This is a genomic window from Bauldia litoralis, from assembly GCF_900104485.1.
In the GTDB taxonomy this organism is placed as follows: domain Bacteria; phylum Pseudomonadota; class Alphaproteobacteria; order Rhizobiales; family Kaistiaceae; genus Bauldia; species Bauldia litoralis.
In genome coordinates this window covers 328,818-353,218 of the sequence record NZ_FMXQ01000002.1, presented here as the reverse complement: position 1 = coordinate 353,218, position 24,401 = coordinate 328,818, and the positions used below count along the sequence as shown (strand labels likewise).

Annotated in this window: 22 protein-coding genes and 1 tRNA gene; 19 read left to right on the top strand and 4 right to left on the bottom strand. The window is 65.6% G+C overall.

What is annotated here, in order from left to right:
* Positions 1 to 155: 155 nt before the first annotated feature.
* The 14 genes from BLT60_RS05545 (at position 156) to BLT60_RS05480 (ending at position 13,755) form a co-directional block, all read left to right on the top strand.
* The gene (locus BLT60_RS05545; RefSeq protein ID WP_090875749.1) at positions 156 to 1,439 is read left to right on the top strand and encodes a L,D-transpeptidase family protein; all 1,284 of its coding nucleotides are present in this window, start codon (positions 156 to 158) and stop codon (positions 1,437 to 1,439) included.
* Positions 1,440 to 1,667: 228 nt separating this feature from the next.
* Positions 1,668 to 2,975, top strand: a complete 1,308-nt coding sequence (gene glyA, locus BLT60_RS05540; protein ID WP_090875340.1) for a serine hydroxymethyltransferase — start codon at positions 1,668 to 1,670, stop codon at positions 2,973 to 2,975.
* A 27-nt stretch (positions 2,976 to 3,002) separates the two neighbouring features.
* Positions 3,003 to 3,479, top strand: coding sequence for a transcriptional regulator NrdR (gene nrdR / locus BLT60_RS05535; protein ID WP_090875338.1), 477 nt, complete (start codon positions 3,003 to 3,005; stop codon positions 3,477 to 3,479).
* 6 nt (positions 3,480 to 3,485) lie between these two features.
* Positions 3,486 to 4,628, top strand: coding sequence for a bifunctional diaminohydroxyphosphoribosylaminopyrimidine deaminase/5-amino-6-(5-phosphoribosylamino)uracil reductase RibD (gene ribD, locus BLT60_RS05530; RefSeq protein ID WP_090875336.1), 1,143 nt, complete (start codon positions 3,486 to 3,488; stop codon positions 4,626 to 4,628).
* A 10-nt stretch (positions 4,629 to 4,638) separates the two neighbouring features.
* Positions 4,639 to 5,244, top strand: coding sequence for a riboflavin synthase (locus BLT60_RS05525; protein ID WP_090875334.1), 606 nt, complete (start codon positions 4,639 to 4,641; stop codon positions 5,242 to 5,244).
* A gap of 33 nt (positions 5,245 to 5,277) precedes the next feature.
* Positions 5,278 to 5,736 carry a 6,7-dimethyl-8-ribityllumazine synthase gene (gene ribH / locus BLT60_RS05520; protein WP_090875332.1) on the top strand — a complete coding sequence of 153 codons (459 nt, stop codon included), beginning with the start codon at positions 5,278 to 5,280 and terminating at the stop codon, positions 5,734 to 5,736.
* Positions 5,733 to 6,224 carry a transcription antitermination factor NusB gene (gene nusB / locus BLT60_RS05515; RefSeq protein ID WP_090875330.1) on the top strand — a complete coding sequence of 164 codons (492 nt, stop codon included), beginning with the start codon at positions 5,733 to 5,735 and terminating at the stop codon, positions 6,222 to 6,224. Before ribH ends, nusB begins: the two co-directional genes overlap by 4 nt.
* 6 nt (positions 6,225 to 6,230) lie before the next feature.
* Positions 6,231 to 7,217, top strand: coding sequence for a thiamine-phosphate kinase (thiL, locus tag BLT60_RS05510; protein WP_090875328.1), 987 nt, complete (start codon positions 6,231 to 6,233; stop codon positions 7,215 to 7,217).
* 48 nt (positions 7,218 to 7,265) lie between these two features.
* Positions 7,266 to 8,492: an MFS transporter gene (locus tag BLT60_RS05505; protein ID WP_090875326.1), complete on the top strand. Its 1,227-nt coding sequence runs from the start codon at positions 7,266 to 7,268 to the stop codon at positions 8,490 to 8,492.
* A gap of 78 nt (positions 8,493 to 8,570) precedes the next feature.
* A tRNA-Leu gene (locus BLT60_RS05500) sits at positions 8,571 to 8,657 on the top strand.
* Between the two features lie 121 nt (positions 8,658 to 8,778).
* Complete coding sequence (gene mgtE, locus BLT60_RS05495) at positions 8,779 to 10,194, top strand: magnesium transporter (RefSeq protein WP_090875325.1); 1,416 nt, start codon at positions 8,779 to 8,781, stop codon at positions 10,192 to 10,194.
* A 171-nt stretch (positions 10,195 to 10,365) separates the two neighbouring features.
* Positions 10,366 to 11,301, top strand: coding sequence for a Gfo/Idh/MocA family protein (locus BLT60_RS05490; protein WP_175478300.1), 936 nt, complete (start codon positions 10,366 to 10,368; stop codon positions 11,299 to 11,301).
* Complete coding sequence (locus BLT60_RS05485) at positions 11,301 to 12,464, top strand: DegT/DnrJ/EryC1/StrS family aminotransferase (protein WP_090875322.1); 1,164 nt, start codon at positions 11,301 to 11,303, stop codon at positions 12,462 to 12,464. The genes BLT60_RS05490 and BLT60_RS05485 overlap by 1 nt, the downstream gene beginning before the upstream one ends.
* A 469-nt stretch (positions 12,465 to 12,933) precedes the next feature.
* Positions 12,934 to 13,755, top strand: a complete 822-nt coding sequence (locus BLT60_RS05480; protein ID WP_342028573.1) for an aldo/keto reductase — start codon at positions 12,934 to 12,936, stop codon at positions 13,753 to 13,755.
* Positions 13,756 to 13,773: 18 nt separating this feature from the next.
* On the opposite strand, the gene BLT60_RS05475 is transcribed toward BLT60_RS05480, so the two are convergent.
* Positions 13,774 to 14,790, bottom strand: coding sequence for a YeeE/YedE thiosulfate transporter family protein (locus tag BLT60_RS05475; RefSeq protein WP_090875318.1), 1,017 nt, complete (start codon positions 14,788 to 14,790; stop codon positions 13,774 to 13,776).
* Positions 14,791 to 14,953: 163 nt separating this feature from the next.
* Here BLT60_RS05475 and BLT60_RS05470 point away from each other — a divergent pair, with 163 nt between their 5' ends.
* From BLT60_RS05470 to BLT60_RS05460, 3 genes are all read left to right on the top strand, one after another.
* Positions 14,954 to 15,229 carry an FAD assembly factor SdhE gene (locus BLT60_RS05470; RefSeq protein ID WP_425284968.1) on the top strand — a complete coding sequence of 92 codons (276 nt, stop codon included), beginning with the start codon at positions 14,954 to 14,956 and terminating at the stop codon, positions 15,227 to 15,229.
* A 5-nt stretch (positions 15,230 to 15,234) separates the two neighbouring features.
* Complete coding sequence (gene mfd / locus BLT60_RS05465; RefSeq protein ID WP_090875315.1) at positions 15,235 to 18,744, top strand: transcription-repair coupling factor; 3,510 nt, start codon at positions 15,235 to 15,237, stop codon at positions 18,742 to 18,744.
* 239 nt (positions 18,745 to 18,983) lie between these two features.
* Positions 18,984 to 19,952: a YihY/virulence factor BrkB family protein gene (locus BLT60_RS05460; RefSeq protein WP_244521151.1), complete on the top strand. Its 969-nt coding sequence runs from the start codon at positions 18,984 to 18,986 to the stop codon at positions 19,950 to 19,952.
* Positions 19,953 to 19,965: 13 nt separating this feature from the next.
* On the opposite strand, the gene BLT60_RS05455 is transcribed toward BLT60_RS05460, so the two are convergent.
* Both BLT60_RS05455 and BLT60_RS05450 read right to left on the bottom strand, forming a co-directional pair.
* On the bottom strand, positions 19,966 to 20,628 hold the full coding sequence (locus tag BLT60_RS05455; protein ID WP_090875313.1) for a DsbA family oxidoreductase: 663 nt from the start codon (positions 20,626 to 20,628) through the stop codon (positions 19,966 to 19,968).
* The gene (locus tag BLT60_RS05450; RefSeq protein ID WP_090875312.1) at positions 20,625 to 22,469 is read right to left on the bottom strand and encodes an extracellular solute-binding protein; all 1,845 of its coding nucleotides are present in this window, start codon (positions 22,467 to 22,469) and stop codon (positions 20,625 to 20,627) included. Before BLT60_RS05450 ends, BLT60_RS05455 begins: the two co-directional genes overlap by 4 nt.
* 261 nt (positions 22,470 to 22,730) lie before the next feature.
* Between BLT60_RS05450 and BLT60_RS05445 the strand changes: the two genes are divergently transcribed.
* A complete protein-coding gene (locus BLT60_RS05445; protein WP_210185546.1) occupies positions 22,731 to 23,378 on the top strand; it encodes an invasion associated locus B family protein in 648 nt (215 codons plus the stop codon).
* Positions 23,379 to 23,398: 20 nt separating this feature from the next.
* Entirely contained in the window at positions 23,399 to 24,028 is a 630-nt protein-coding gene (locus BLT60_RS05440) for an invasion associated locus B family protein (protein ID WP_210185545.1), read from the top strand.
* A gap of 30 nt (positions 24,029 to 24,058) precedes the next feature.
* Here BLT60_RS05440 and hspQ read toward each other — a convergent pair whose 3' ends face one another.
* Positions 24,059 to 24,391 (bottom strand): heat shock protein HspQ, encoded by a 333-nt coding sequence (gene hspQ / locus BLT60_RS05435; protein ID WP_090875746.1) that lies wholly within the window; start codon positions 24,389 to 24,391, stop codon positions 24,059 to 24,061.
* Positions 24,392 to 24,401 lie beyond the last annotated feature (10 nt).

The following is a 24,401-nucleotide window of genomic DNA, read 5'->3' as shown; positions in this document are numbered from 1 at the left end:
ACAGTCAGACGCCACCGTCACCTGGACATCGACCCGAGACACGAAAGCGCCATATTAACCGGGCGAAAGGGAAATCCTGTAGAGATAAGCAGGATTGGCTTTGGCACCCGGGCTTTCCCGGGCGCAAAGGACGGCGTTGCCGGGGAATGATCGAAATGAATGATCGGGTCACGAAAATCACCAAGTCTGTCACCCGCAGGTCGCTGATCGCGGCCGCCGGTGGCGCTGTCGCGATGGGCGTTCTCGGCCGGGGGGCATTTGCCGACCCGATCCAGGACGTGCTCAAGCAGCGAGCGACGGAGTGGTCCGACGGTTTCGATGCCGCAGTGGTTAGTGCGCCGGAAGTCCGGACCAATGTGCCGATCATGTCGCCGGATATCGTCGCCGCGGTCGAAAACGCGATCCTGCAGTATTCCGATATCGTCGCCCGTGGCGGCTGGCCGGTGGTGCCCGCCGAGCAGGGGTTGCGTGTCGGCGCCCGCGGCCCGGCAGTCACCGCGCTCCGCCAGCGTCTGATCATTTCCGGCGATCTCAGTGTCGCCAACGGCGTGTCGGATGCCTTCGACACCTATGTCGACGCAGCGGTCAAGCGGTTCCAGGCGCGACACGGGATTCCGGCCGACGGTATCGTCGGCAACACGACCTTCGCCGCGATCAACGTGCCGGCAGCCGTGCGCCTCAACCAGCTCGCGACCAACCTGACCCGGCTGCAGATGATCACGAAGAAGGTCCCCGACCGCTTCGTGATGGTTAACATCCCGGCCGCCCAGATCGAAGCCGTCGAGAACGGCTACGTCGCCCAGCGTCATACGGCGATCGTCGGCAAGGTCGACCGGCCGTCGCCGATCGTCAATTCGAAGATCACGCAGATCAATTTCCATCCTTACTGGACGGTGCCCGCGAGCATCATCCGCAAGGATCTGATCCCGATCATGCAGAAGAAGCCGAATTATCTCACCGACTATCGCATCCGGATCTATGACCGGAGCGGCAACGAATTGAATCCTGCTCAGGTCGACTGGTTCTCGGACGAGGCGACCAACTACATGTTCCGGCAGGACCCGAGCGACGAGAACTCGCTGGGCCTGGTCAAGATCAACTTCCCCAGCCCCGACGGCGTCTACATGCATGACACGCCGCACAAGGGCCTTTTCAATGAGGAGGCTCGGTTCGATTCGTCGGGCTGCGTCCGGGTCCAGGGGATTCGCGAGCTGATCGTCTGGCTGCTGCGCGATACGCCCGGCCAGTCGCGGGAGCAGATCGACGAGCAGTTCCGCAACTATCAGCGCCTCGATGTCCAGGTGACGAACCCAGTTCCGCTGTTCTGGACGTATCTGACCGCCTGGGCGATGAGCGACGGCGTCGTCCATTTCCGCAACGACATCTATGGCCTCGACGGGCTGGAACTCTACGCGCAGACCAACACGACGCCGCTCTAGGGGTTTCGACCTTCGAGGGGAATCGCGGGGCGGCCTTGCCGCCCCGTCGCCGTTTCGGCTGCCGCAGTCGCCCGGACCGGACCGGCGGATTACCGCGCCGCGGCCAATCGTTCCACGCCTGTTCTTGGCGCGTCCTGACCCTTATGTTAAGCCGTCGCAAAGCGTGATCGCCATCCGGGAGGCTCCCGCGGCGATTGTTTTCCTTTCTCTTCCATCTGGGGTCGATTGATGTCGTTGACCGATACCATTGCCGCGGGCACGCGGCCGGACTTCTTCGCGGCTGGACTGGCCGACAGCGATCCGGAGATCGCCGATGTGATCGGCAAGGAGCTGAAGCGCCAGCAGGACGATATCGAGCTGATCGCCTCGGAAAACATCGTCTCGCGCGCCGTGCTCGAGGCCCAGGGATCGGTGCTCACCAACAAGTATGCCGAGGGCTATCCGGGCAAGCGCTATTACGGCGGCTGCGAGTTCGTCGATGTCGCGGAGACGCTGGCGATCGAGCGGGCGAAGAAGCTGTTCGGCTGCGACTTCGCCAACGTCCAGCCCAACTCGGGCAGCCAGATGAACCAGGCGGTGTTCCTGGCGCTGCTGGAGCCCGGCGATACCTTCATGGGGCTCGACCTGGCGGCCGGCGGCCATCTCACCCACGGTTCGACCGTCAACATGTCCGGCAAGTGGTTCAAGGTTGCGCCCTATGGCGTGCGCCGCGACGACCACCTGATCGACTATGACGAAGTGGCGCGGATCGCGCAGGAATCGAAGCCGAAGCTGATCATCGCCGGCGGCACGGCCTATTCCCGCGTCTGGGACTTCAAGCGGTTCCGCGAAATCGCCGATTCGGTCGGCGCGTATCTGATGGTGGACATGGCGCATTTTGCCGGCCTCGTCGCCGGCGGCGTCCACCCGTCGCCGTTTCCACATGCCCATGTCGCGACCTCGACGACCCACAAGTCGCTGCGCGGACCGCGTGGCGGCCTGATCCTCACCAATGACGAAGCGCTGGCCAAGAAGTTCAACTCGGCCGTCTTCCCCGGCCTGCAGGGCGGGCCGCTGATGCATGTGATCGCCGCCAAGGCGGTTGCCTTCGGCGAAGCGCTGCGTCCGGACTTCAAGGTCTATGCGAAGAACGTCGTGGAGAACGCCCGGGCGCTCGCCGAAACGCTGCGCGGCGCCGGCTTCGAGATCGTTTCGGGCGGGACCGACAACCACCTGATGCTGGTCGACCTCCGTCCCAAGCAGTTGAAGGGCAATACCTCCGAGAAGGCGCTCGTCAGGGCCGGCCTGACCTGCAACAAGAACGGCATTCCGTTCGATCCGGAGAAGTTCTTCATCACCTCCGGCATTCGTCTGGGAACGCCGGCCTGCACGACGCGCGGTTTCGGGATTGCCGAGTTCCGCCAGGTTGGCGAGCTGATCGGCGAGGTCCTCGACGCGGTCTCGCAGTCCGAGGACGGCGCGGCGCCGCTGGTGGAGGCTTCCGTCAGGCAGAAGGTCCACGCGCTGACGGCGCGTTTCCCGATCTACCAGGGCTGAGCGAGGCGCAGGAAACGGCGATCGGTTATGCGCTGTCCCTTTTGCAGCAATCCGGATACCCAGGTGAAGGACTCGCGTCCTTCGCAGGACAATACGTCGATCCGCCGGCGGCGGATCTGCACGGATTGCGGCGGGCGGTTCACCACTTTCGAACGGGTGCAGTTGCGCGAACTGATGGTGGTGAAGAAGAACAACCGCCGCGTCCCGTTCGACCGCGACAAGCTGATGCGCTCGGTGCAGATCGCGCTACGGAAACGCCAGGTCGATCCCGATCGGGTCGAGCGGATGGTCAACGGCATCGTCCGGCAGCTCGAGAGTTCCGGGGAGGGCGATATTCCCTCCGAGAGCATCGGGCATCTCGTCATGGAAGGGCTGCGCGGGCTCGACACCGTGGCCTTCGTGCGGTTTGCGTCGGTCTACAAGAATTTCCGCGAGGCGAAGGACTTCGAAGCCTTTGTCGGTGAGCTGTCCGGCGAAATCCCGGTCGGCAAGGACGAGGACTGACGGCCGATGACGGCGTCGACAGCAACAGTCTCCATGCCTGCGAGCGAGCAGGATCGGCGCTTCATGGCGTCGGCCCTGCGGATCGGACGTCGCAACCTTGGCCAGACCCACCCGAACCCGGCCGTCGGCGCCCTGGTGGTGCGGACGGTGGACGGGGCGCCCATCGTGGTCGGGCGCGGCTGGACGGCGGCCGGTGGCCGGCCCCATGCCGAGACGATCGCGCTGGAGATGGCCGCAGAGGCAGCGCGAGGCGCCACCGTCTACGTCACGCTGGAACCGTGCGCCCATGACGGCGAGACGCCGCCCTGCACCTCCGCGCTGATTGCTGCGGGGGTCAGGCGGGTGGTGATGGCTCTCGAAGACCCGGACCCGCGGGTCGCCGGCAAGGGCAGGGCGGCGCTGGAAGCGGCAGGGATCGAGGTCGTCTCCGGTGTGATGGCGGCGGAAGCGGCACGTGACCATGCCGGGCACATCTCGCGCGTCACGCGCGGCCGGCCGCATGTCACCCTGAAGCTGGCGGTTTCGGCCGACGGGATGATCGGCCGCCGCGAAGGCGAGCGGATGATGATCACCGGCAAGCCGGCGCTGACCGCGGTCCAGGCAATGCGGGTGGAATCGGATGCCGTGATGATCGGCATCGGGACCGTTCTCGTCGACAATCCACGCCTGACAGTGCGTTTGCCGGGACTGGAAGCCCGGTCGCCGATCCGTATCGTTCTCGATCCGTCGGCCCGGTTGCCACTCGATTCGAAGCTGGTGACGACATCCGGCGACGTCCCTGTGGTGGTTATCGTCGGACCGGCGGCGACTGACGCGGCAAAGACCGCGCTGGCCTCGGCCGGGGTGAAGGTCGTCGAGACGACGAACGGCACGAACGGGCTCAACCTGCCGGAGGCACTGGCCATCCTTGCCGAGGACGGGGTGACCCGCATCCTTGTCGAAGGTGGCGCCCGGGTCGCCGCTTCGCTTTTCGCCGACGACCTGCTCGATGAAATCGTCCTGTTCCGGGCACCTGTGGTGGTCGGCGTCGACGGTGTGCGCGCACTCGAGGGATATGCGCTATCGGCGATCGAGCGCAGCCCGCGGTTTCGCCAAATCGATGCCGCAATCGTCGGTGACGACCAGATGAGACGCTATCTGAGGACCTGAGCGGGGCCAGATGTTTACCGGAATTGTCACAGAGATCGGATCCGTTATCAGCAACGGACAGCGCAACGACGTGCAACGCGTTGCCATCGCCTGCAAGTTCAAGCCGGAAGACCTGGTCATTGGCGGGTCGATCGCCTGCAACGGCATCTGCCTGACCGTTGTCTCCCATGATGGCGGGGACGGTGGCGGGACGGTTTTCGAAGTCGACGCGGCGCCCGAAACTCTCAATGTTACAACGGCTTCCGAGTGGGACATTGGATATCGCCTTAACCTGGAACGGCCGCTGAAAGTCGGCGACGAACTGTCCGGCCACATGGTCAGCGGGCATGTCGACGCCGTCGTCTCGATTGTCGATCGCGAAGACCTCGGAGAGACCACCCGGTTCTGGTTTGAATTGCCGGAGAAAGTTGCCGGGATGATCGCCCCGAAAGGATCGGTGGCGCTCGACGGCACATCCCTGACCATCAACTCGGTCAAGGAGGATCGTTTCGACTGCCTGCTGATCCCGCATACGTTGCAGGCGACCATCTGGAACGAACGAAAAAAGGGCGATCGGATCAACCTCGAGGTCGATCTCATTGCCCGCTATGTTGCGCGACTGGCGGAAACGGCCTAAGTCGCGGCCTCAATCGCAAGGGGTCGGACTGCCATGGCGGAACACGCGCCGCATCTGTTGATCATAGACGCACGCTTTTACGAAGACCTGGCCGAGGAACTGGCCGAGGGCGCGTCCGCGGCCATCAAGGCGGCGGGCGGCAGCTTCGATCACATCTCGGTGCCCGGGGCCTTCGAGATCCCCGCCGCGATGGCGATGGCGGTCGCCGCGATGGAGCAGGGGGGGACGCGCTATGACGGTTTCGTGCTGCTCGGCTGCGTCATCCGGGGCGAGACCAGCCATTACGATATCGTCGCCGGTGAATCGGCGCGGGCGATCATGGACCTTGCGGTCAACCGACGTCTTGCCGTCGGCAACGGTATTCTAACGGTCGATCATCGCGACCAGGCCTGGGCGCGCGCCAAGGTGTCCGGAAAGAACAAGGGCGGCGGTGCGGCGGAAGCGGCGCTGGCGATGATCGAGACCCGCCGGCGCTTCGGCCTCGACCGATGAGCGAGGGCGGCAAGCCGGCAAAGCCGGCCAACCAGCGCGGGGCCGCGCGCCTTGCTGCCGTGCAGGCGCTCTACCAGATGGATCTGGCCGGGGCGACGCTGCCGGATGTTCTGGCCGAGTTCGAAGCCCATCGCCTCGGGCAGGAAGTCGACGGCGAACAGTATCGCGACGCCGATCCCGCCTTCTTTCGGGACATCGTCTCGGGCGTCGTCCGAGACCAGCGCGCGCTCGATCCGGCGATCCACCAGGCGCTGACGCCGGGCTGGCCACTGCCGCGCATCGACGCGACCTTGCGGGCAGTGCTGCGGTCCGGCGCCTATGAACTGGCGAACCGCTCGGACGTGCCGGCGCGGGTGGTGATCACCGAATATGTCGACGTGACCCGGGCCTTCTTCGATTCCGATGCGGCGGGCATGGTCAACGCCGTGCTCGACAAGCTGGCGCATTCCAGTCGGCCGGCCGAGTTCGCTGCGCCCGGCCAGGCGTGACGTCCGATGGCCGAGCGCCCAGGTGAGTTCGAACTGATCGAGCGCTATTTCCGGCCCCTTGCATCAGACCCCGGCGCTTTCGGGCTGACCGATGACGTCGCGGTCTATGTCCCGCCACCCGGCGAGGATCTCGTTCTCAAGGCTGACCAGATCGTCGCGGGCGTCCATTTCTTTGCCGGTGATCCGCCGTCGGCGATCGCCTCCAAGGGGCTCAGGGTCAACCTGTCCGATCTCGCCAGCAAGGGCGCGACACCGGTCGGCTACCTGCTGTCGATGGCGCTGCCGGACGACTGGAACGAGGACTGGCTCCGGGATTTTTCCGCCGGCCTCGCTGCCGACCAGGCGCTCTTCGGCGTCTCGCTCTTCGGCGGCGACACGACGCGCGCGGCCGGGGGCCTGACGGTATCGATCGCCGCTTTTGGCCGGGTGCCGGCCGGCAGCGTCATCCGACGGGCTGGCGCCGCGCCCGGTGATGTCGTCTTCGTGTCCGGGACCATCGGCGACTCCGCGCTCGGCCTTCGCATCCGTCTCGGGACGCTCGATTCGATGCCGGCAGGCAAGGCAGCGGACCATCTCCTCGATCGCTACCTTCTGCCCCAGCCGCGACTAGCGCTGGCGCCCGTGCTGCTGCGGTTCGCCACCAGTTCACTCGACGTGTCGGACGGACTTGTCGGCGACTTCGCGCATATCTGCCGGGCGTCCGGGGTTGGCGGCGAGATCGATGCCGACGCCGTGCCGCTGTCCGCCGGCGCACGGGCGCTGGTCGACAGCGACAAATCGGCGCTGGCCAGCGTCCTTGCCGGCGGCGACGACTACGAGATCCTGTCGACTGTCCCCGAGGCCGACGCCGAACGCTTCGCCGCAGAAGCCGCGGAGGCGGGCGTTCCGGTGACCCGGATCGGTCGTGTCGTCGAAGGAAAGGCCCCTCCCGTGGTGCTTGGCGTCAACGGCCAGCCACTGTCCCTGGACGCGGCAAGCCACGTCCATTTTTGACGACCGCTCCTGGCGTCAGGGTCTATAGTCCCGCCCGGGAGATACCCTGTGACAGACCAAGCCCTCGACTCATCCGTCGTTTCGGAAGACCCGCACGCGCGGCGAAACGCCTTCGTTCTCTCGGCTGCCGCCGCGATCAATGGTGGGATTCCGCCGATTGCCATCACGCTTGGCGGGCTCGCCGGCATCTACCTGCTCGGGCCTGACAAGTCGCTCGCGACCTTGCCCGTCAGCGGCTTCAACCTGGGTGTTGCCCTCGGCGCCATCCCGGCGGCGCTGCTCATGCGGGAGATCGGACGTCGCTACGGATTCATGTCGGGGACGCTCTTCGCCGTGCTTGGCGGGATCGTCTCGGCGATCGCGGTGATCCTCGGCCAGTTCTGGATACTCTTCGCCGGTTTCCTCTGCGTCGGTCTGGCGACCTCCTTCGTCCAGCAATACCGCTTCGCGGCCGCCGATAGCGGTGACGAGGCGTTTCGCGCCAAGGCGATCTCCTGGGTGATGATGGGCGGCATCGCGGCGGCGATCATCGGGCCGCAGACCGTCATCTTCACCCGAAACCTGTTGCAGCCGATCCCGTTTGCCGGCGCCTTCTTTGCCATGTCGGTCCTCGCGGTCATCGGCCTCGGTGTCCTGACGCTGCTCTCCGGTTCGGCGCGGGAGGCGCCGAAACGGGTGGAGGTAAAGGGCGGCCGCTCGCTGGCGGAGATCGCCCGCCAGCCGCGATTCGTGGTCGCGGTGCTCTGTGCGATGGGGTCCTACGCCCTGATGGCGCTGGTGATGACCGCCGCGCCGCTGGCGATGGTCGCCTGTGGCCTCGGCGAGGACAATGCGGCTCTGGGCATCCAGTGGCATGTGCTGGCGATGTTCGGGCCGAGCTTCTTCACCGGCCGGTTGATTGCCCGATTCGGGGCCGAGGCGATCATTACCGTCGGCATGGCGCTGCTTGCCGGGTGTGCCGCCGTGGCGCTCAGCGGAATCGCCCTTGCCCATTTCTGGATCGCGCTGATCCTGCTTGGCGTCGGCTGGAATTTCGGCTTCATCGGCGCGACGGCGATGCTGACCCAGACCTATCGGCCCGAAGAGCGCAGCAAGGTCCAGGGGCTGAACGACTTTCTGGTCTTTGGCACGGTGGCCACCGCATCCTTCGGTTCCGGCTCGATTTTCAGCTCTTTCGGTTGGGACTGGATCAATCTCGCGGTATTCCCGGTGGTCGTGGTTTGCGTGCTGGGGGTGGCTGTTGCGGTGTTCTCCCGGCGTCGAATGCCGGTCTGATCGTCAATGTCGGCCAAGAGGTGCCCAACGTGCCTTGTAAGGTCGGAATCGATTTGCTAAATGAGCCGGCGTTTTCCTGCGGTCGTGGCGGAATTGGTAGACGCGCAGCGTTGAGGTCGCTGTGGGGTAAAACCCGTGGAAGTTCGAGTCTTCTCGACCGCACCAGTATTACCGAGACTGGTAGATGATCGGCGGCCCGGTGGGCCGCCGTTTGTCTTTTCAGCACAGGGTCAACCGGCGCAGGGCGCCGGGGTAACCAGCGTCCTTGTTGCCGGCGAGGGAAACCATGGCCGACTCGCTTCCTGACACGAACGAACGGGAATTGCGGCTGGATCCGCCGATCGTCCGCGACAATCGCGGCGACCTCTCCCTGCATTTCATAGCTTCCGTCCGGCCCGCCATCCGAACGGGCGATGTCGCGCGACTCAAGGGATTGGTCGCACCGCTCCATGCGGCCGATGTTGGCGACCTGCTTGAGGCGCTTGGACCGGACGAACGCACCGAATTCGTCCGGCTGCTTGGCGACGACTTCGATTTCGCGGTCCTGACCGAGGTCGACGACAAGCTGCGGGCAAGGCTGATCGCGGCGCTGCCGGTCGCATCGGTGGTCGAGGGCGTTCGTCGGCTTGATTCGGACGACGCCGTCACAGTCCTCGAGGACCTGCCGACGGAAGAGCGCGAAGCGATCCTGCGGCAGTTGCCGCTGGTCGACCGGACCGCCGTCGCCCGGAGCCTCGAATATCCGGAGGATTCCGCCGGCCGTCTGATGCAGACGGAATTCATCGCCGTGCCGCCCTTCTGGGATGTCGGGCGGGCGATCGACTACATGCGCGAGGAGGACGACCTCCCGACGGAGTTCTACCGGCTGATCGTCGTCGATGCCGGCTTCCACCCGGTCGGATCGGTGGCGCTCGACAGACTGCTGCGCAGCAAGCGGCCGGTGCTGATCAGCGACATCACCGATTCCGAGATCAAGGCGGTGAAGGCGGTCGACGACCAGGAGGACGTGGCGCGACTCTTCGAGCGCTACAACCTGGTGACGGCGCCCGTCGTCGACACGGATGGCCGCCTGGTCGGCGTCATCACCGTCGACGACATCGTCGATGTCATCGAGGAGGAGGCCGACGAGGACATCCGCCGCCTTGGCGGGGTCGGCGACGAGGAAGCGACCGACGCGGTCGGCTACGTGGCGCGAAGCCGGATTCCATGGCTCCTGATCAATGTCCTCACCGGCTTTCTGGCCGCGGCCGTGATCGGCCTGTTCGACGGGACGATCGAGCAGATGGTGGCCCTGGCGGTGCTGATGCCGATCGTCGCCTCGATGGGCGGCAATGCCGGGACCCAGGCGATGACCGTCACGGTGCGGGCGATCGCGACGCGCGACATTGCGGCGCGGTCCGCCTACCGGGTGATCGGGCGCGAAGCGATGGTCGGTCTGATCAACGGGGTCGCCGTCGCTCTCTGCGTGGGGCTGGGGGCAGGGCTGTGGTTCGCCTCGCCGGCTCTGGGCGTCGTCATCGCCGTCGCCCTGATCCTCAACATCGTCGTCGCCGGGGTGGTCGGGGCGCTGATTCCGCTGGCCCTGGACACCATGAAGATCGATCCCGCGGTCGCGTCCGGGGTGATCCTGACGGCGATTACCGATGTCACCGGATTCTTCGTGTTTCTCGGGCTCGCCGGCTGGTGGTTCGGTTTCCTCTAGGCGATTGCCCGTTTCCGGCGTCCGCGCCGCTCGCGCGATGTTTCATCGGCTCGTAATTGTTTATTCGCAAACGCCTTTCCGGCGTCTAAGTTCGCAGCGATTCGAAGCTGACACTGCAATCGCAAGGGATGGCCACCGGTAATGCCGGCAGCAGATGAGGTTAGGGTCGGCGTGGTCGGGCTTGGCTATTTCGGTTCCCATCACGCCCGCCACTACGCGGCCCATGTGGGGGCGCGGCTCGTGGCCGTCGTCGACGCGGACGCGGAGCGCGCGGCAGCGGCGGCGAACCGGTTTGGCGCGGAGCCGCTGGCCGATCATCGCGCGCTGATTGGCAAGGTGGACGCGGTCTCCATTACCGTGCCGACATCGCTCCATCACGCAGTCGCCAGTGACCTGATCGACGCCGGCATCCATGTCTTCGTCGAGAAGCCGATCGCCAGCGATGCCTTGCAGGCGAGTGAACTCGTCGACATGGCCACAGCGAAGGGCGTCATCCTGCAAGTCGGTCACATAGAGCGCTATGCGCCCGCCTTCCGTGCGCTCCGTGATCGGGTCAAGGCACCGCGCGTGATCGAGTGCGTGCGGCATGCGACCTGGACGGGGCGCGCCACCGATGTCGACGTCGTCCTCGACCTGATGATCCACGATATCGATCTGGCGCTGACCCTCGCGGACTCCCCGATCGTCTCGGTCGAAGCAGCGGGTGCCCCTGTGGCGACGAGGTTGAACGACGTCGCCGAGGCGCGGCTGGTGTTTGCCAATGGCGTGATCGCGACGCTGGCGGCGAGCCGGGTCGCGGCGAACGCCCAGCGGGCGATCAGCGTCACCGAGGAAGGCCGCCGGCTGACGGCTGACCTTTCAGCCCAGACACTGTCGATCATGACCGGGGCCGACGGCGCCGCCAGCACGGAAACGATCAAGCTTGCCAACGCCGACAACCTCGCCGCGGAGGTGAACGCCTTCCTGCAGAGCGTCGGCAGCGGCGCGCCGCCGCCTGTCGATGGGCGCGCCGGCCTCGCGGCCATGAAGGTCGCTGACGCGGTCCTGGCCGCAATTTCGAACGGGCGCGTTTTGCCGCCCGCTTTCACGGATGGAGTTCCCGCATAATGGCGCAGGTCAGGCCCGCAACAGCACTTCCGGCTGCCAACGACGACCGGATCGCGCTTTTCGATCTCCAGCGCCAGCGGGCGCGGCTCGACGGCGAGATCAAGACGCGGATCGATACGGTGCTGGCACATGGCCAGTTCATCCTCGGGCCGGAGGTGACGCTGCTTGAGGAACGTCTGGCGCGCTTTGCCGGGGCGAAGAACGCGATCGCGGTTTCGAGCGGGCGCGACGCGCTGATGATCGCGCTGATGGCGATGGGCGTGAAAGCCGGCGACGCGGTTTTCGTCCCCGCATTCACGTTCGCGGCGACGGCCGGCGCGGTTGCTTCGGTCGGCGCCAGCCCGGTCTTCGTCGACGTGGACGCGACAAGCTTCAACATGGATCCGGCGGCGCTCGAAGAGGCGGTCGTCCGGGTCGCGGCGGCGGGCAAGCTGACGCCGCGGGCGATCATGCCGGTGGATCTCTATGGCCTGCCGGCGGACTATCCCGCGATCCAGGCGGTTGCCGACCGGCATGGGTTGACGGTCCTCGCCGATGCGGCGCAGAGCTTTGGCGGTGAACTCGGCGGCCGCCGTGCCGGCGCACTGGCCCCGATTTCAGCCACCAGCTTCTATCCGACCAAGCCGCTTGGCTGCTATGGCGACGGCGGCGCAATCCTTACCGAGGACGAGACCCTGGCCGAGTCGGTCCGGATGATCCGGTCGCACGGGCGGACGGGAACCGGCGACGAGGCGACTGTCCTCGGCCTCACAGGCAGGCTCGACACGATCCAGGCGGCGGTACTGCTTGCCAAGCTCGACGTCTTCGACCTCGAACTGGCGCGGCGGCGCGAGATCGCCGCGCGCTACGATGCGGCACTGAAGGACATCGTCACGGTGCCGACCATCCCGGACGGTTCCGAGAGCGCCTATGCGCTCTACACGATCCGCGTCGACAAGCGCGACGCGCTGAAGGAAGCGCTCGACGCGGCGGGCATTGGCTGCGGCCTTTTCTATCGACTTGCGTTGCATCAGCATCCGGCCTTCCGCGAATTCGTCGAGGACGGACTCCCGGTATCCGAGCAGTTGACCCGCGAGGTCCTCAGCCTGCCGCTTCATCCCGACCTGACCGACCCGGAAGTCGACCGGGTGATCGAGGCTGTCCTGGACGCCTCGGGCGCCTGATTGCCACACCGCGATATCGGACTGTGACGCCTTTCACTGCCGAGGACGCGCGAACCATCTAAGCACCTATCCAACGATTAACCGGGGCCGGCGAGCAACGCGCGCGGTCCGCATGGACAGGAGAGTACGATGGTCGATTTTCAGAGAATCCGGAGGATTGCCGACAAGGTCGGCGAGGCGCGTCGACGCCGGTATACGCGTCGCGTTGTCCAATCCCTGCCGTCGAGCATTCGCAAGGACATTGGCTGGACCGAATAGCCGGCCGCCCTGGCGGTGACCGGTTCCGATGCGGCGGACCACAATGCTCCGAGCCTTCGGCAGCGTGGACCCGGGAGAGGGGCAGTCGTTCACAGCGGCTGCCCCTCTGCTTTTGCGGTTGGACGGACGCGGTTGACCGCGCTCCGATGACGGGTCATCTTGCCGCCCGTCCACACGCAAAACTAGAACTGGAGCCGGTGCCTTGGAGACCGTGACCGCGCATGGCGCGACGATTCCCGTTATCGGATTTGGAACCTGGAACATCGGCGGGGATATTTGCGCCCGCGCCGTGGAGGAGGCCCTCAAGGTGGGCTACCGCCACATCGACGCGGCCGCCGGATACAAGAACGAAGATATTGTCGGCGGCGCCATCAAGGCGTCCGGCGTGCCGCGTGAAGAACTCTTCATCACGACAAAGGTGGCCCCGGAAAACCTCGCCGACGACGACTTCCAGCGCTCCGCCGAGAAGAGCGTCGAGGAGCTTGGCGTCGATCAGGTCGATCTCCTGCTCATCCATTGGCCGAGCAAGACGTTGAAACTCGCGGACACGATCCGCTCGCTCAACAAGGCGAAGGAACGTGGCCTGACCCGGCATATCGGGGTCTCGAACTTCACCACGAAGCACCTTGAGGAGGCCTGGGCGGTGACCGACGCGCCGCTGGTCACCAACCAGTGCGAGTATCATCCGTATCTCAACCAGGACAAGGTTCTGAAGGCCTGCCGCGACAAGGGGATGTTCTTCACGGCGTTCTCGCCGCTGGCCCGCGAGGCCGTCCTGTCCGATCCGGTGATCGGCGAGATCGCGACCCGGCATGGAAAAACGCCGGCCCAGGTGATCCTGCGCTGGGATGTCCAGCAGGATCGCGTCGTGGCGATTCCGAAGAGTTCGAACCCGGAGCGGATTGCCAGCAATTTCGACGTGTTCGGCTTGTCGCTGTCCGACGACGAGATGGCGGCGATTTCCCGGCTTTCCCAAACAAAGAGGCGGCGCGTCGCCAACCCGGCCCACCTCGCGCCGGAATGGGACGACTAGGGGCGGTCCCGCGGGCCTTCAGCCGCTGACATAGGTGTCGTTGCGGCAGGACACGCGCATTTCGACGCCGAAGGCCCGGCGCATGATTAGCAACCCGGCGACGACGCCGATCGCCATCGCCGCGAAAGCGGGAAGGGCGTGGGGCGACAGGACGGGGATCGCGTAAAGCACCAGCACGTCGTTGCCGCCGGGCGCCAGCGCCGTGCCCATGCCCATCAGCACGCCGCCGCCAATGTGGCGAAGCCAGTCCGGGCGCGGCCGGACGTCGAGGCTGAAGCTTCGTCTTTCGAGGCTGGAGGTCAGCATGCCGCCCAGGACGGCCAACAGCAGGAGCCAGCGACCGGTAGCGGGGGCCGTCTTGCCGAAGAGGCCCTGGATGACGACCTCAAAGGTCGAGGTGTAGCCCGCCGAGCCGAACAGCAGGAAGATGGTCGCGCCGGCCAGTCCGATCAGCAAAGCGGCGGTCGACAGCCGGTACTGGCGCGCCAGGATGAGGCTTGCCACGGATGCGTCTTTCGGGCGCGATCGCCAAAGGCGCAGCATTTCATAGGCGGCCAGGACACCCAGTCCGACGACGATGAAGGCCGCCCAGTCGACAAGACGGTCGACATCGGGCTGCGCCGGGATCGGCGCGGCAATCCGGCCGGCGTCGATCAGCATGGTGAAGACGACGATGCCGATGGTGAAGCCGATGACGGTCGCCGCCATGCGGCCTTCGCCATCCATCAGTCGCGTCATCGTCGAATAGGCGCAGGCGCCGTTGATGCCGGCGCCGGCCCCGAACAGGAAGCCGCCGGCAACGGCCCAGGCCGTCAGTTGCCAGCCTCCGAGGTAAGGGCCGCTGGACTCGGCCAGCCAGAAGACCGGCAGCGTGACGAGGACGATCCACAGGATGGTCTTGCCGATGCTCGCCGCCATGTAGCCGGTGCGCGAGTGCTGGATCTCGGCAACCGCCCGCACCATGCAGATGCTAGCGCGATGCGCGGCAAAGCCCAGGATGAAGGCCAGAACCAGACAGATCAGGAAGGTTGCCATGGTCTTATCTCGCGGCTCGGCCTTGAGCCTAACCCGGCACGACCGGGAAATGTCAGAAATGCGCTGTGGCCGCTGACATTCCGGGCTGGCGACGCTATATGCTGGCGAGGAGCGACGGGCCGCAACGGCTCGGCGCCGTTTTTCTATTGGCGGGGCGATATCCGTGGCAGAAGCCGAAACCGGGCTCGATGCGCGCCGGAAGCGACTGATTTTCCGGGCGTGGCATCGCGGCACCCGCGAAACCGATCTGATCCTCGGGCGTTTTGCCGATGCCCATGTGGCGGAATTCTCCGACGCGGATATGGCCGACTTCGAACGACTGCTCGACGTGCCGGATCCCGACATCTTCGTGTGGGTGACGGGGGCCGGGCCCGTCCCGAAGGAGGACGTCTCACCCGTCGTCGAACGACTTATCGCCTTTCATCACCAGGTGCGCTGACCAGCATGTCCGAGACACTTTCACGGCCCTACGCCAAGCCGTCGATCAAGGCTGCCCTATCCAGCAAGGGGGTCGTGACCCTCGCATCCGTGCCGGACGGCATGGTGGGCAAGGCACTTGCCGAGATCGCCGCGGTCGCCGAGCGGCGGATCGTCTTCATCGCCCGCGACGGACAGCGACTGGCCGAAGTCGAGCGGGTCATCCGCTTCTTCGCGCCCGCGGTCGAGATCCTCGACTTTCCCGCCTGGGACTGTCTCCCCTACGATCGCGCGTCGCCGCACTCCGCCATCGTCGCGCGGCGGATGGCGACGCTCGCCAAGCTCACCACGCCGGGCAAGAAACCCTCGATCCTCCTGACCACCGTCAACGCGGCCCTCCAGAAGGTGCCGCCGCGGGACTTCGTGGCGCGCGGCTCGATGTCGCTCGGCGTCGGCAGCCAGATGCGGATGGATGCGATCGTCCGTTGGCTGGAGGATAACGGCTTCCTGCGCAGCCCGACGGTTCGCGAGCCCGGCGAATACGCGGTTCGCGGCGGCATTGTCGACCTGTTCGCGGCAGGGCAGGGTGAGCCGGTCCGCCTCGACTTCTTCGGCGACACGCTGGAATCGATCCGTACCTTCGACACCGAGTCCCAGCGGACGGTGGCAGCGCGCAAGCGCATCGACCTCGTGCCGGCAAACGAAATGCAGCTCTCGCCGGAGGCGATTGCCCGGTTTCGCCAGGCGTATGTGGCGCGGTTCGGCGCCCCGAGCCGCGAGGACCTCCTGTACCAGTCAGCCAGCGAAGGCCGCCGCTATGTCGGCATGGAGCACTGGCTGCCGCTCTTCGCGACCGAGATGGAGACGCTGTTCGACCATGTCGAGGGTGCGGCGGTCGTCCTCGATCATCTCGACGACGAGGCGACCGGCGAGCGTCTGGCCCAGATCGAAGACCACTACCGCGCCCGTCTCGAGGCGATGGAGGCCGGGCAGGCGACCGGCGTTCCCTACAACGCGCTGCCGCCCGATTGCCTCTACCTGACCCGCGAGACCTGGACCCAGGCGATCGCAGGCCATTCGCTGGTGCGCCTATCGCCATTCGCCCAGCCGGAACGCGCCGACGTCATCGATCTTGAAGCCCGGCGCGGACGGGACTTCGCCGCCGAACGGCAAGCCCAGGACGTCAATGTCTTCGACGCGGTCATCAAGCATATTGCGGTCGTGCAGACCGCTGGCAAGCGGGCGATCGTCGCCTGCTGGAGCGACGGTTCGCGCGACCGGATGGGTCAGGTGCTGGTCGACCACGGTCTGACCCGGCTCCAGGCCGTAGCCGACTGGGCCGAGGCGGCGGCGCTCCCGGCCGACACCGTCGGGCTCGCAGTCTTCGGTGTCGAGGACGGGTTCGAGGCCGGCGATTTCGCCATCATTGGCGAGCAGGACATCCTTGGCGACCGGTTGGTGCGGCCCCAATCCAAGCGGCGGCCGGCGGATTTCCTCACCGATGTCACCAGCCTGGCGGCCGGCGATCTTGTCGTCCATGCCGATCACGGCATCGGCCGCTTCGTCGGCCTGAAGACCATCGAAGCGGCCGGCGCGCCGCACGACTGCCTCGAGATCGTCTACGCTGGCAACGACCGGGTCTACCTGCCGGTCGAGAATATCGAACTGCTCTCCCGCTATGGCTCCGACCAGGCCGACGCGCCGCTCGACAAGCTCGGCGGGACGGCGTGGCAGGCCCGCAAGGCCCGCCTCAAGAAGCGCATCCGCGACATGGCCGAGGCGCTGATGAAGGTGGCGGCCGAACGGGCGATGAAGGCCGCGCCGGTGATGACGCCGCCGGAAGGCGCCTATGACGAATTCGCGGCCCGCTTCCCCTATGAGGAGACCGACGACCAGAACAACGCCATCGGCGCGGTCATCGACGACCTGGGGACGGGGACGCCGATGGACCGGTTGATCTGCGGCGATGTCGGCTTCGGCAAGACCGAGGTGGCGCTGCGCGGCGCCTTTGTCGCGGCGCTGAGCGGGCGGCAGGTGGCGGTCGTGGTGCCGACGACGCTTCTGGCCCGGCAGCACTTCAAGACATTCGCCGAACGCTTCGCCGGCCTGCCGGTCAAGGTAGCGCAGGCATCGCGGCTGGTCGGCACCAAGGAACTGGCCGAGGTCAAGACCGGGATCGCCGACGGCAGCGTCGACATCGTCATCGGCACCCATGCGCTGCTTGGCAAGTCGATCAAATTCCGCGATCTCGGGCTGCTGATCGTCGACGAGGAGCAGCATTTCGGTGTCAAGCACAAGGAACAGCTCAAGGCGCTGAAGGCCAATGTGCACGTGCTGACGCTGTCGGCGACGCCGATCCCGCGCACCCTGCAACTGGCGCTGACCGGCGTCCGCGAGCTCTCGCTGATCACCACGCCGCCTGTCGACCGGCTGGCGGTCAGGACCTTCATCGCCCCCTTCGACGGGCTGGTGGTACGCGAGGCCCTGCTGCGCGAACGCTATCGTGGCGGACAGAGCTTTTACGTCTGCCCGCGGATCAGCGACCTTGCCGAGCAGGCGGCGTTCCTGGCCGACACCGTCCCGGAACTGAAGACCGCGGTGGCCCACGGCCAGATGACGCCGGGCGAACTCGAAGACATCATGACCGCCTTCTACGACGGCTCCTATGACGTGCTGCTGTCGACCTCGATCGTCGAATCCGGCCTCGATATCCCGACCGCCAACACCCTGATTGTCTACCGCGCCGACATGTTCGGGCTGGCCCAGCTCTACCAGTTGCGCGGCCGCGTCGGTCGGTCGAAGGAGCGGGCCTATGCGCTGTTCACCGTGCCGCCGGAGCGGACGCTGACACCCACCGCCGAGCGACGGCTGAAGGTGCTGCAATCGCTCGACACGCTCGGGGCCGGATTCCAGCTGGCCAGTCACGACCTCGACATTCGTGGTGCCGGCAACCTGCTCGGGGAGGAGCAGTCCGGGCACATCCGGGAGGTCGGCTACGAGCTCTACCAGCAGATGCTGGAGGAGGCGGTCGCCTCGCTGAAGACCGGGGAGGTCGAGACGGAAGGCGAGTGGTCGCCGCAAATTACGGTGGGCACTTCCATCATGATTCCAGAGCCTTATGTCCCGGACCTCCAGCTTCGTCTCGGCTTGTATCGACGGCTCGCCGATCTCCGCGAGAATGCGGATATCGAATCCTTCGCCGCCGAACTCATCGACCGATTCGGGCCATTGCCGGAGGAAGTCGAGCATCTGCTGCAATTGGTGACGATCAAGGCGCTGTGCCGCCGGGCCAATGTCGAGAAGGTCGATTCCGGACCGAAGGGCGCGGTCATTACCTTCCGCGACAACAATTTCGCCAATGCCGCCGGGCTGATGCAGTGGATTACCCGGGAGGGCACGCTCGCCAAGGTGCGTCCCGACCAGAAGGTCGTGGTGATCCGCGACTGGCAGGATCCCGCCGACCGGCTGAAAGGAACGGCCGCCATCCTCATCCTGCTGGCGAAACTGGCCGGGGAGGGCGAAAAAGTGGCTGCCTGACAGCGTTTCCGCCGGCGCCGATGGAACCGAATGGCGGCGGGGCGGTTCTTTCTCGTTGAGAGGGGCTGATGTCGGATAAACCACCGCAGACGGCGCGTCGGCGCCGTTTCGATGCCATTGATGCGCTGGCGATTGCCGGTATCGGGATGCTCGTGGCGTCGTCGATTGGTGGTTCCCGAACACCCCGGACGCTCACCGGAACACCCCGGACACCCCCCGGACACCCGATCGAGACAGGCGTGGACACGCTTCGGGCGGCCGAGCCGGGACGCGGGCGGCAGTCCATCGCGCCCTGGCACATCCCCTGGGCGGGCTGGAAGGACATCCTCTGGCGCACCTATGCCCAGATCACCCAGGACCGACTTCTGGCCGTCGCCGCCGGCGTTGTCTTCTATGGCCTGCTGGCGCTGTTCCCGGCGATCACCGCCTTCGTGTCCGTCTACGGATTGCTGTTCGACATCGGCACTGTCCAGGATCAACTGGTCCTGCTGTCCGATGTCGTGCCCGCCGACGCGATGGGGCCGATCGCCGAGCAGGTGCAGAGGGTAGTCTCGGCCGGCAATGCCGGGCTGAGTATTGCCTTCATCTTCGGCCTGTTGCTGGCCTTCTGGAGCGCCAATGCCGGAATGAAGGCGATCATCGACGCGCTCAATGTCGCCTATGACGAGACCGAGCGTCGCAGCTTCATTCGCCTGAACCTCATCTCGATGACCATGACGCTCGGGGCGATCGCCGCCGGCCTGATCGGCATCGCCTCCGTCGTGGTGTTTCCGATCGCGCTGTCCTATCTCGGGATCAGTTCGGCGGCCGAGACGATCGTCAGCCTGTTGCGCTGGCCGGTATTGTTCGCCGCGCTGCTGCTGGGGCTCGCCGTGCTCTACCGGTTCGGCCCGAACCGGAGGGAGGCGCGCTGGCAGTGGCTGACGGTCGGAAGCGTCTTTGCCACTGTCGCCTGGCTGGTCGGCTCTTCGCTGCTGTCGCTCTACCTGTCCCAGTTCGCCAACTACAACGCGACCTACGGATCGCTGGCGGCGGGTATCGGCCTGATGATGTGGATGTGGCTGTCGGCGATCATCGTGCTCCTGGGCGCCGAGCTGAATGCCGAGATCGAGCATCAGACCGCCCGCGACACCACCGTTGGAGCCGACCGCCCGCTCGGGCGTCGCGGCGCCGTGGTCGCCGATACGGTCGGCGCGGCGCAGGACTGACGGGCGAGGGCGGCTACGCGGTCTGCCCGGTCGCGATCTGGACCAGAGCCTGCGCCAGGGCCGGCGCTTCCTGAGCGCCCATCACCGCGTATTTTCCCGCGATGATGAAGCAGGGCACGCCGGTGACGCCGATATGGTAGGCGTTTTCGATGTCAGCCTCGACGGTGGCGCGGTCCATGTCCGAGGCGAGTTGCTCCGATATGAGCGATGCATCGAGGCCGATTTCGTCGGCCGCCTCCGACAGGACCTTCGGGTCGCCGATGTCGAGGCCCTCGGTGAAATAGGCCAGGAAGAGACGCTCGACGATCTGGTCCTGCGCACCCTCCGCCTCGGCCCAGCGGATGACCCTGTGGGCGTCGACGGTGCTCGGCGACCGGGTGATCCGATCGAAGTGGAAATCGATGCCTTCCATCCGGCCGAGATCGGACAACTGGTCATGCATCGGCTGGACCGCTTCAAGGCTGCCGAACTTGCCCTCCAGATAATCCTTGCGGGTGACGCCCTCCGGCGGGATCGTCGGATCGAGCCGGAACGGCTTCCAGCGGACCGCTACCTCGAGGCCAGCTGTCATTTCCAGGGCGTGGTCGAGCCGCCGCTTGCCGAGATAGCACCACGGGCAGACGACATCGGAAACGACGTCGATCTGCAGCGGCTGGAGGGACGTTGCTTCGGTCATTCAGGCACACGCCACCAGGTTTCGAGCTTGGCGCCGTTGATCGACGTCTGCTCCGGGTGCTCGACGGTCGTCCAGCGCGCCATCCACTGATCCGGAAGATAGAAGAGCGGGACGACGTAGAAGCCTGACACCAGCACCCGGTCGAGGGCGCGGACGGCCGCGACGAACTCGTCACGGGTGCGGGCCGCCAGCATGGCCTCGATCATCGCGTCGATTGCTGGCTCACTGGCGCCTGGATAGTTGAAGGACCCGTCCTGGTCGGCGGCCTCTTGGCTCCAGCGGAAGCTCTGCTCGTTGCCGGGCGACAGCGAAGCTCCCCACGAATTGCGGATCATGTCGAAGTCAAACGTCTGGCGCCGCAACTGATACTGGGAGGCATCGACATTGCGGATCGACGCCTTGATGCCGATGCGGGAGAGGGTCCGCTGATAGGCCAGCGCCAGGCGTTCATCCTCCTTTGTCGTCACCAGCATCTCGAAGGCCAGCGGCTTGCCGGAGGCGGTATTGACCAGCGTACCGTCCTTGAGTTCGTAACCCGCGGCCTGCAACTCCGACAGCGCCTCGCGGAGCACTGTCCGGTCGGCGCCGGACGAATCGCTGGAGGCGGGCCGGTAGGTGCCATCCATCACTTCGGCGACAACGGCGTCCGGGAAGGGCGCGAGCAGCTCCTTCTCCCGGTCGCTTGCCGGAATGCCGATCGACGAGAGCTCGGAATCGTTGAAATAGCCGGCGGCGCGGTCGAAGGCGTCGTAATAGAGATTGGTGTTCACCCAGCCGAAATCGAACAGCTTGGCCAGCGCGCGGCGGACCGCTATATCCGCGAAGATCGGCCGGCGGGTGTTGAAGACGAAGCCCGACATGCCCTTCGGCGTACCGGTGCTGAAGGTCTCCTTGACCACCCGCCCCTGGTTGAGGGCGGGGAAATCGTAGCCCTTGTTCCACTGGGCCGGATCGCCCTCCGGATTGACCTGGTAGAGGCCCTTCTTGAATGCCTCGAACATTGCGTTTGCGTCGCGGTAATAGTCGATGCGGATCTCGTCGTAGTTATAGAGGCCCTTCTGGATCGGCAGGTCGCTGGCCCAGTAATCCGGATTGCGCTTGAACACGATGTAGTTCGGTGCGCCGACGTCGGTGATGACGTAGGGGCCGCTGCCGACGGGGGGCGTCAGCGTCGACTTGTCGAAGGTCTCGGGATCGATCGCGTGCTTCGGCAGGATCGGCATCAGGCCGAGAATCAGCGGAAGTTCGCGATCCTTGGCGGTGGCGATGTTGAAGCGGATCCCGCGTTCGCCGACCCGCTCGTAGTCGTCGATCTTGCCGTAGTAGTAGCGGTAGTTGGGGCGCCCCTTGTCGCGCAGGATCTCCATTGAGAAGATCACGTCATCGACGGTGACCGGTTCACCGTCGGAGAACCGGGCGTCGGGATTCATCGTGAATTCCACCCAGCTCCGGTCTTCAGGCGTTTCGACGCTCTCAGCCAGCATCCCGTAGAGGGTGAAGGCCTCGTCGGAACTCCGCGACAGCAGGCTCTCGAAGACGAGGTTGCCAAAGACCGGGTCGCGCAGGCCGCGCGACGACGTCGTGCCGCCCTGGACGATGAAGGAGTTGAGGCTGTCGTAGGTGCCAACCACGCCATAGGTAATCTTGCCGCCCTTGGGGGCGTCCGGATTGGCGTAGGGCAGATGTGTGAAGTCGGCGGGCAGGGCGGGTTCGCCAATCATGGCGACGCCATGCGACGCCTCGGCGGCCGCCAGTTGCGGCACAAGGCCGATCCCGAAGGATGCGGCAACGGCGGCGGCGAGCCGGAGTTTCAGGGCGATGGAGATGACGGTGGCGCTCATGGTCGGGTAGCCATTCGTTTCTTGCCGGGATTCGCTTGAAAACTGACGATTATCCTAACATAGCTTCCGCCGCCGGCGACCGGTGCGGGCCAATTGCCCGGATATCGGCGGGAAAGCTGGAAATCGGCTCGCAAGCGGGATATGGAATGGCCGAAGCCAGTCAACAAGTCGCCGTATTTGACGACCAATCACCCCTGCGAGGGGACATCGAGCCGAAGCGACCGCGAATGACGCGACGGGACATCGAGCCAAGGACGCACAATGGCAAATCTGCAGGTTAATTTCGCAAAATGGCAGCGTATGCTGCCGGTAGTTCTCTTGGCGATCGGCGCGCCGATCGGCGCGGCGGCCCAGGAAGAGGCCGAGCAGCCGACCGGACCGACCCCGGACGCGCCCTGGGCCAAGATCTGCAACAAGAATCCGGCGGACGGCAAGGAACTCTGCCTGACGATCCAGGAAGTCACCGCGGAGACGGGCCAGTTCATCGCCTCGGCGACGGTCCGCGAGATCACCGGCGATGCCAAGAAATCCTTCGTGGTCGCGGTTCCGCCCGGCATGCTCATCCAGCCGGGCATGCGGGCGCAGGTCGATCAGGGCAAGCAATATGAAATGACCTATGGCATCTGCTTCCCGAATGCCTGCTACGGCGAGCTTGAAGTCGATGGCGAGTTCGTGGCCGCCATGAAGAAGGGTGGTCAGTTGATCATCACGGCGATGAACTCCCAGGCGAAGCCGGTCAGCTTCCCGATGACCCTGGCCGGGTTCACCAAGGCCTATGACAGCGAGGGGCTGAACCCTGCCGGCCTCGCCAAGCGCCAGGAAGACCTGACCAAGGCGTTGCAGGATCGCGCCGCCGCTGCGCGTGAGAAGCTCAAGGAACAGCAGGCCAAGGAAGGCGGCGCGCAATAGCGGGCCGGAGGAAACACAACGTGGGACGTCAAGCTATCGCACACCTCCAGACGACATTCACAAAGTGGCAGCGCCTGATCCCGGTCGCGGTTTTCGCGATCGCGGCGCCGGTGGCCGCCGTGGCGCAGGACGCGGCCGAGACGCCGTGGGCCAAGATCTGCAACGAGAATCCGCAGGACGGCAAGGAACTCTGCCTGACGATCCAGGAGATAACGGCCGAGACCGGTCAGTTCATCGCCTCGGCGGCGGTGCGTGAGATCACCGGCGAAGACAAGAAGTCCTTCGTCATCGCCGTTCCTCCCGGCATGCTTCTGCAACCCGGAATGCGAGCGCAGGTGGACGACGGAAAGCAGTATGAACTCGGCTACGGCATCTGCCTGCCGAACGCCTGCTACGCCGAGCTCGATGTCGATGCCAGCCTTGTGGCGGAGATGAAGCAGGGCAACCAACTCGTCATCACGACGATGAACGCCCAGGCAAAGCCGGTCAGCTTCCCGATGACGCTCAGCGGTTTTACCAAGGCCTATGACGGCGAGGGCCTCAAGCCCGAGGGCCTGGCGAAGCGCCAGCAGGACCTCAACAAGGCCCTGCGGGACCGTGCAGCCGCCGAGCGCGACAGGCTGAAGCAGGAACAGGAAAAGAGCGAATAACGTTCGCCACCGGCAACGCGCGGTCGCGGCTCAGTTGAGATCGCGATCGCGGGCGATGTAGATGTCGCCGTCTCGGGCGGCGAAGAACTCGCTGATCTGAGGATGCCGGAGCGGCTCGCTCGACTCGTCCGGCAACAGGTTCTGTTCCGAGACATAGGCGACGTATTCGGTCTCGTCATTCTCGGCGAACAGGTGATAGTAGGGCTGGTCTTTCGACGGCCGGATATCCTCGGGGATCGCCAGCCACCATTCCTCGGTGTTGTCGAAGACCGGGTCGACGTCGAAGATGACGCCACGGAACGGAAACATGCGGTGGCGAACGATCTGACCGATCGAGAATTTCGCCTCGCGCGCACCATCCATCATTGAAATC

Excerpts from the sequence above, each read along its gene's own strand:
- BLT60_RS05545 (WP_090875749.1), top strand. The coding sequence starts at position 156 with ATGAATGATCGGGTCACGAAAATCACCAAGTCTGTCACCCGCAGGTCG.
- glyA (WP_090875340.1), top strand. The coding sequence starts at position 1,668 with ATGTCGTTGACCGATACCATTGCCGCGGGCACGCGGCCGGACTTCTTC.
- nrdR (WP_090875338.1), top strand. The coding sequence starts at position 3,003 with ATGCGCTGTCCCTTTTGCAGCAATCCGGATACCCAGGTGAAGGACTCG.
- ribD (WP_090875336.1), top strand. The coding sequence starts at position 3,486 with ATGACGGCGTCGACAGCAACAGTCTCCATGCCTGCGAGCGAGCAGGAT.
- BLT60_RS05525 (WP_090875334.1), top strand. The coding sequence starts at position 4,639 with ATGTTTACCGGAATTGTCACAGAGATCGGATCCGTTATCAGCAACGGA.
- ribH (WP_090875332.1), top strand. The coding sequence starts at position 5,278 with ATGGCGGAACACGCGCCGCATCTGTTGATCATAGACGCACGCTTTTAC.
- nusB (WP_090875330.1), top strand. The coding sequence starts at position 5,733 with ATGAGCGAGGGCGGCAAGCCGGCAAAGCCGGCCAACCAGCGCGGGGCC.
- thiL (WP_090875328.1), top strand. The coding sequence starts at position 6,231 with ATGGCCGAGCGCCCAGGTGAGTTCGAACTGATCGAGCGCTATTTCCGG.
- mgtE (WP_090875325.1), top strand. The coding sequence starts at position 8,779 with ATGGCCGACTCGCTTCCTGACACGAACGAACGGGAATTGCGGCTGGAT.
- BLT60_RS05485 (WP_090875322.1), top strand. The coding sequence starts at position 11,301 with ATGGCGCAGGTCAGGCCCGCAACAGCACTTCCGGCTGCCAACGACGAC.
- BLT60_RS05475 (WP_090875318.1), bottom strand. The coding sequence starts at position 14,790 with ATGGCAACCTTCCTGATCTGTCTGGTTCTGGCCTTCATCCTGGGCTTT.
- mfd (WP_090875315.1), top strand. The coding sequence starts at position 15,235 with ATGTCCGAGACACTTTCACGGCCCTACGCCAAGCCGTCGATCAAGGCT.
- BLT60_RS05455 (WP_090875313.1), bottom strand. The coding sequence starts at position 20,628 with ATGACCGAAGCAACGTCCCTCCAGCCGCTGCAGATCGACGTCGTTTCC.
- BLT60_RS05450 (WP_090875312.1), bottom strand. The coding sequence starts at position 22,469 with ATGAGCGCCACCGTCATCTCCATCGCCCTGAAACTCCGGCTCGCCGCC.
- BLT60_RS05445 (WP_210185546.1), top strand. The coding sequence starts at position 22,731 with ATGGCAAATCTGCAGGTTAATTTCGCAAAATGGCAGCGTATGCTGCCG.
- hspQ (WP_090875746.1), bottom strand. The coding sequence starts at position 24,391 with ATGGATGGTGCGCGCGAGGCGAAATTCTCGATCGGTCAGATCGTTCGC.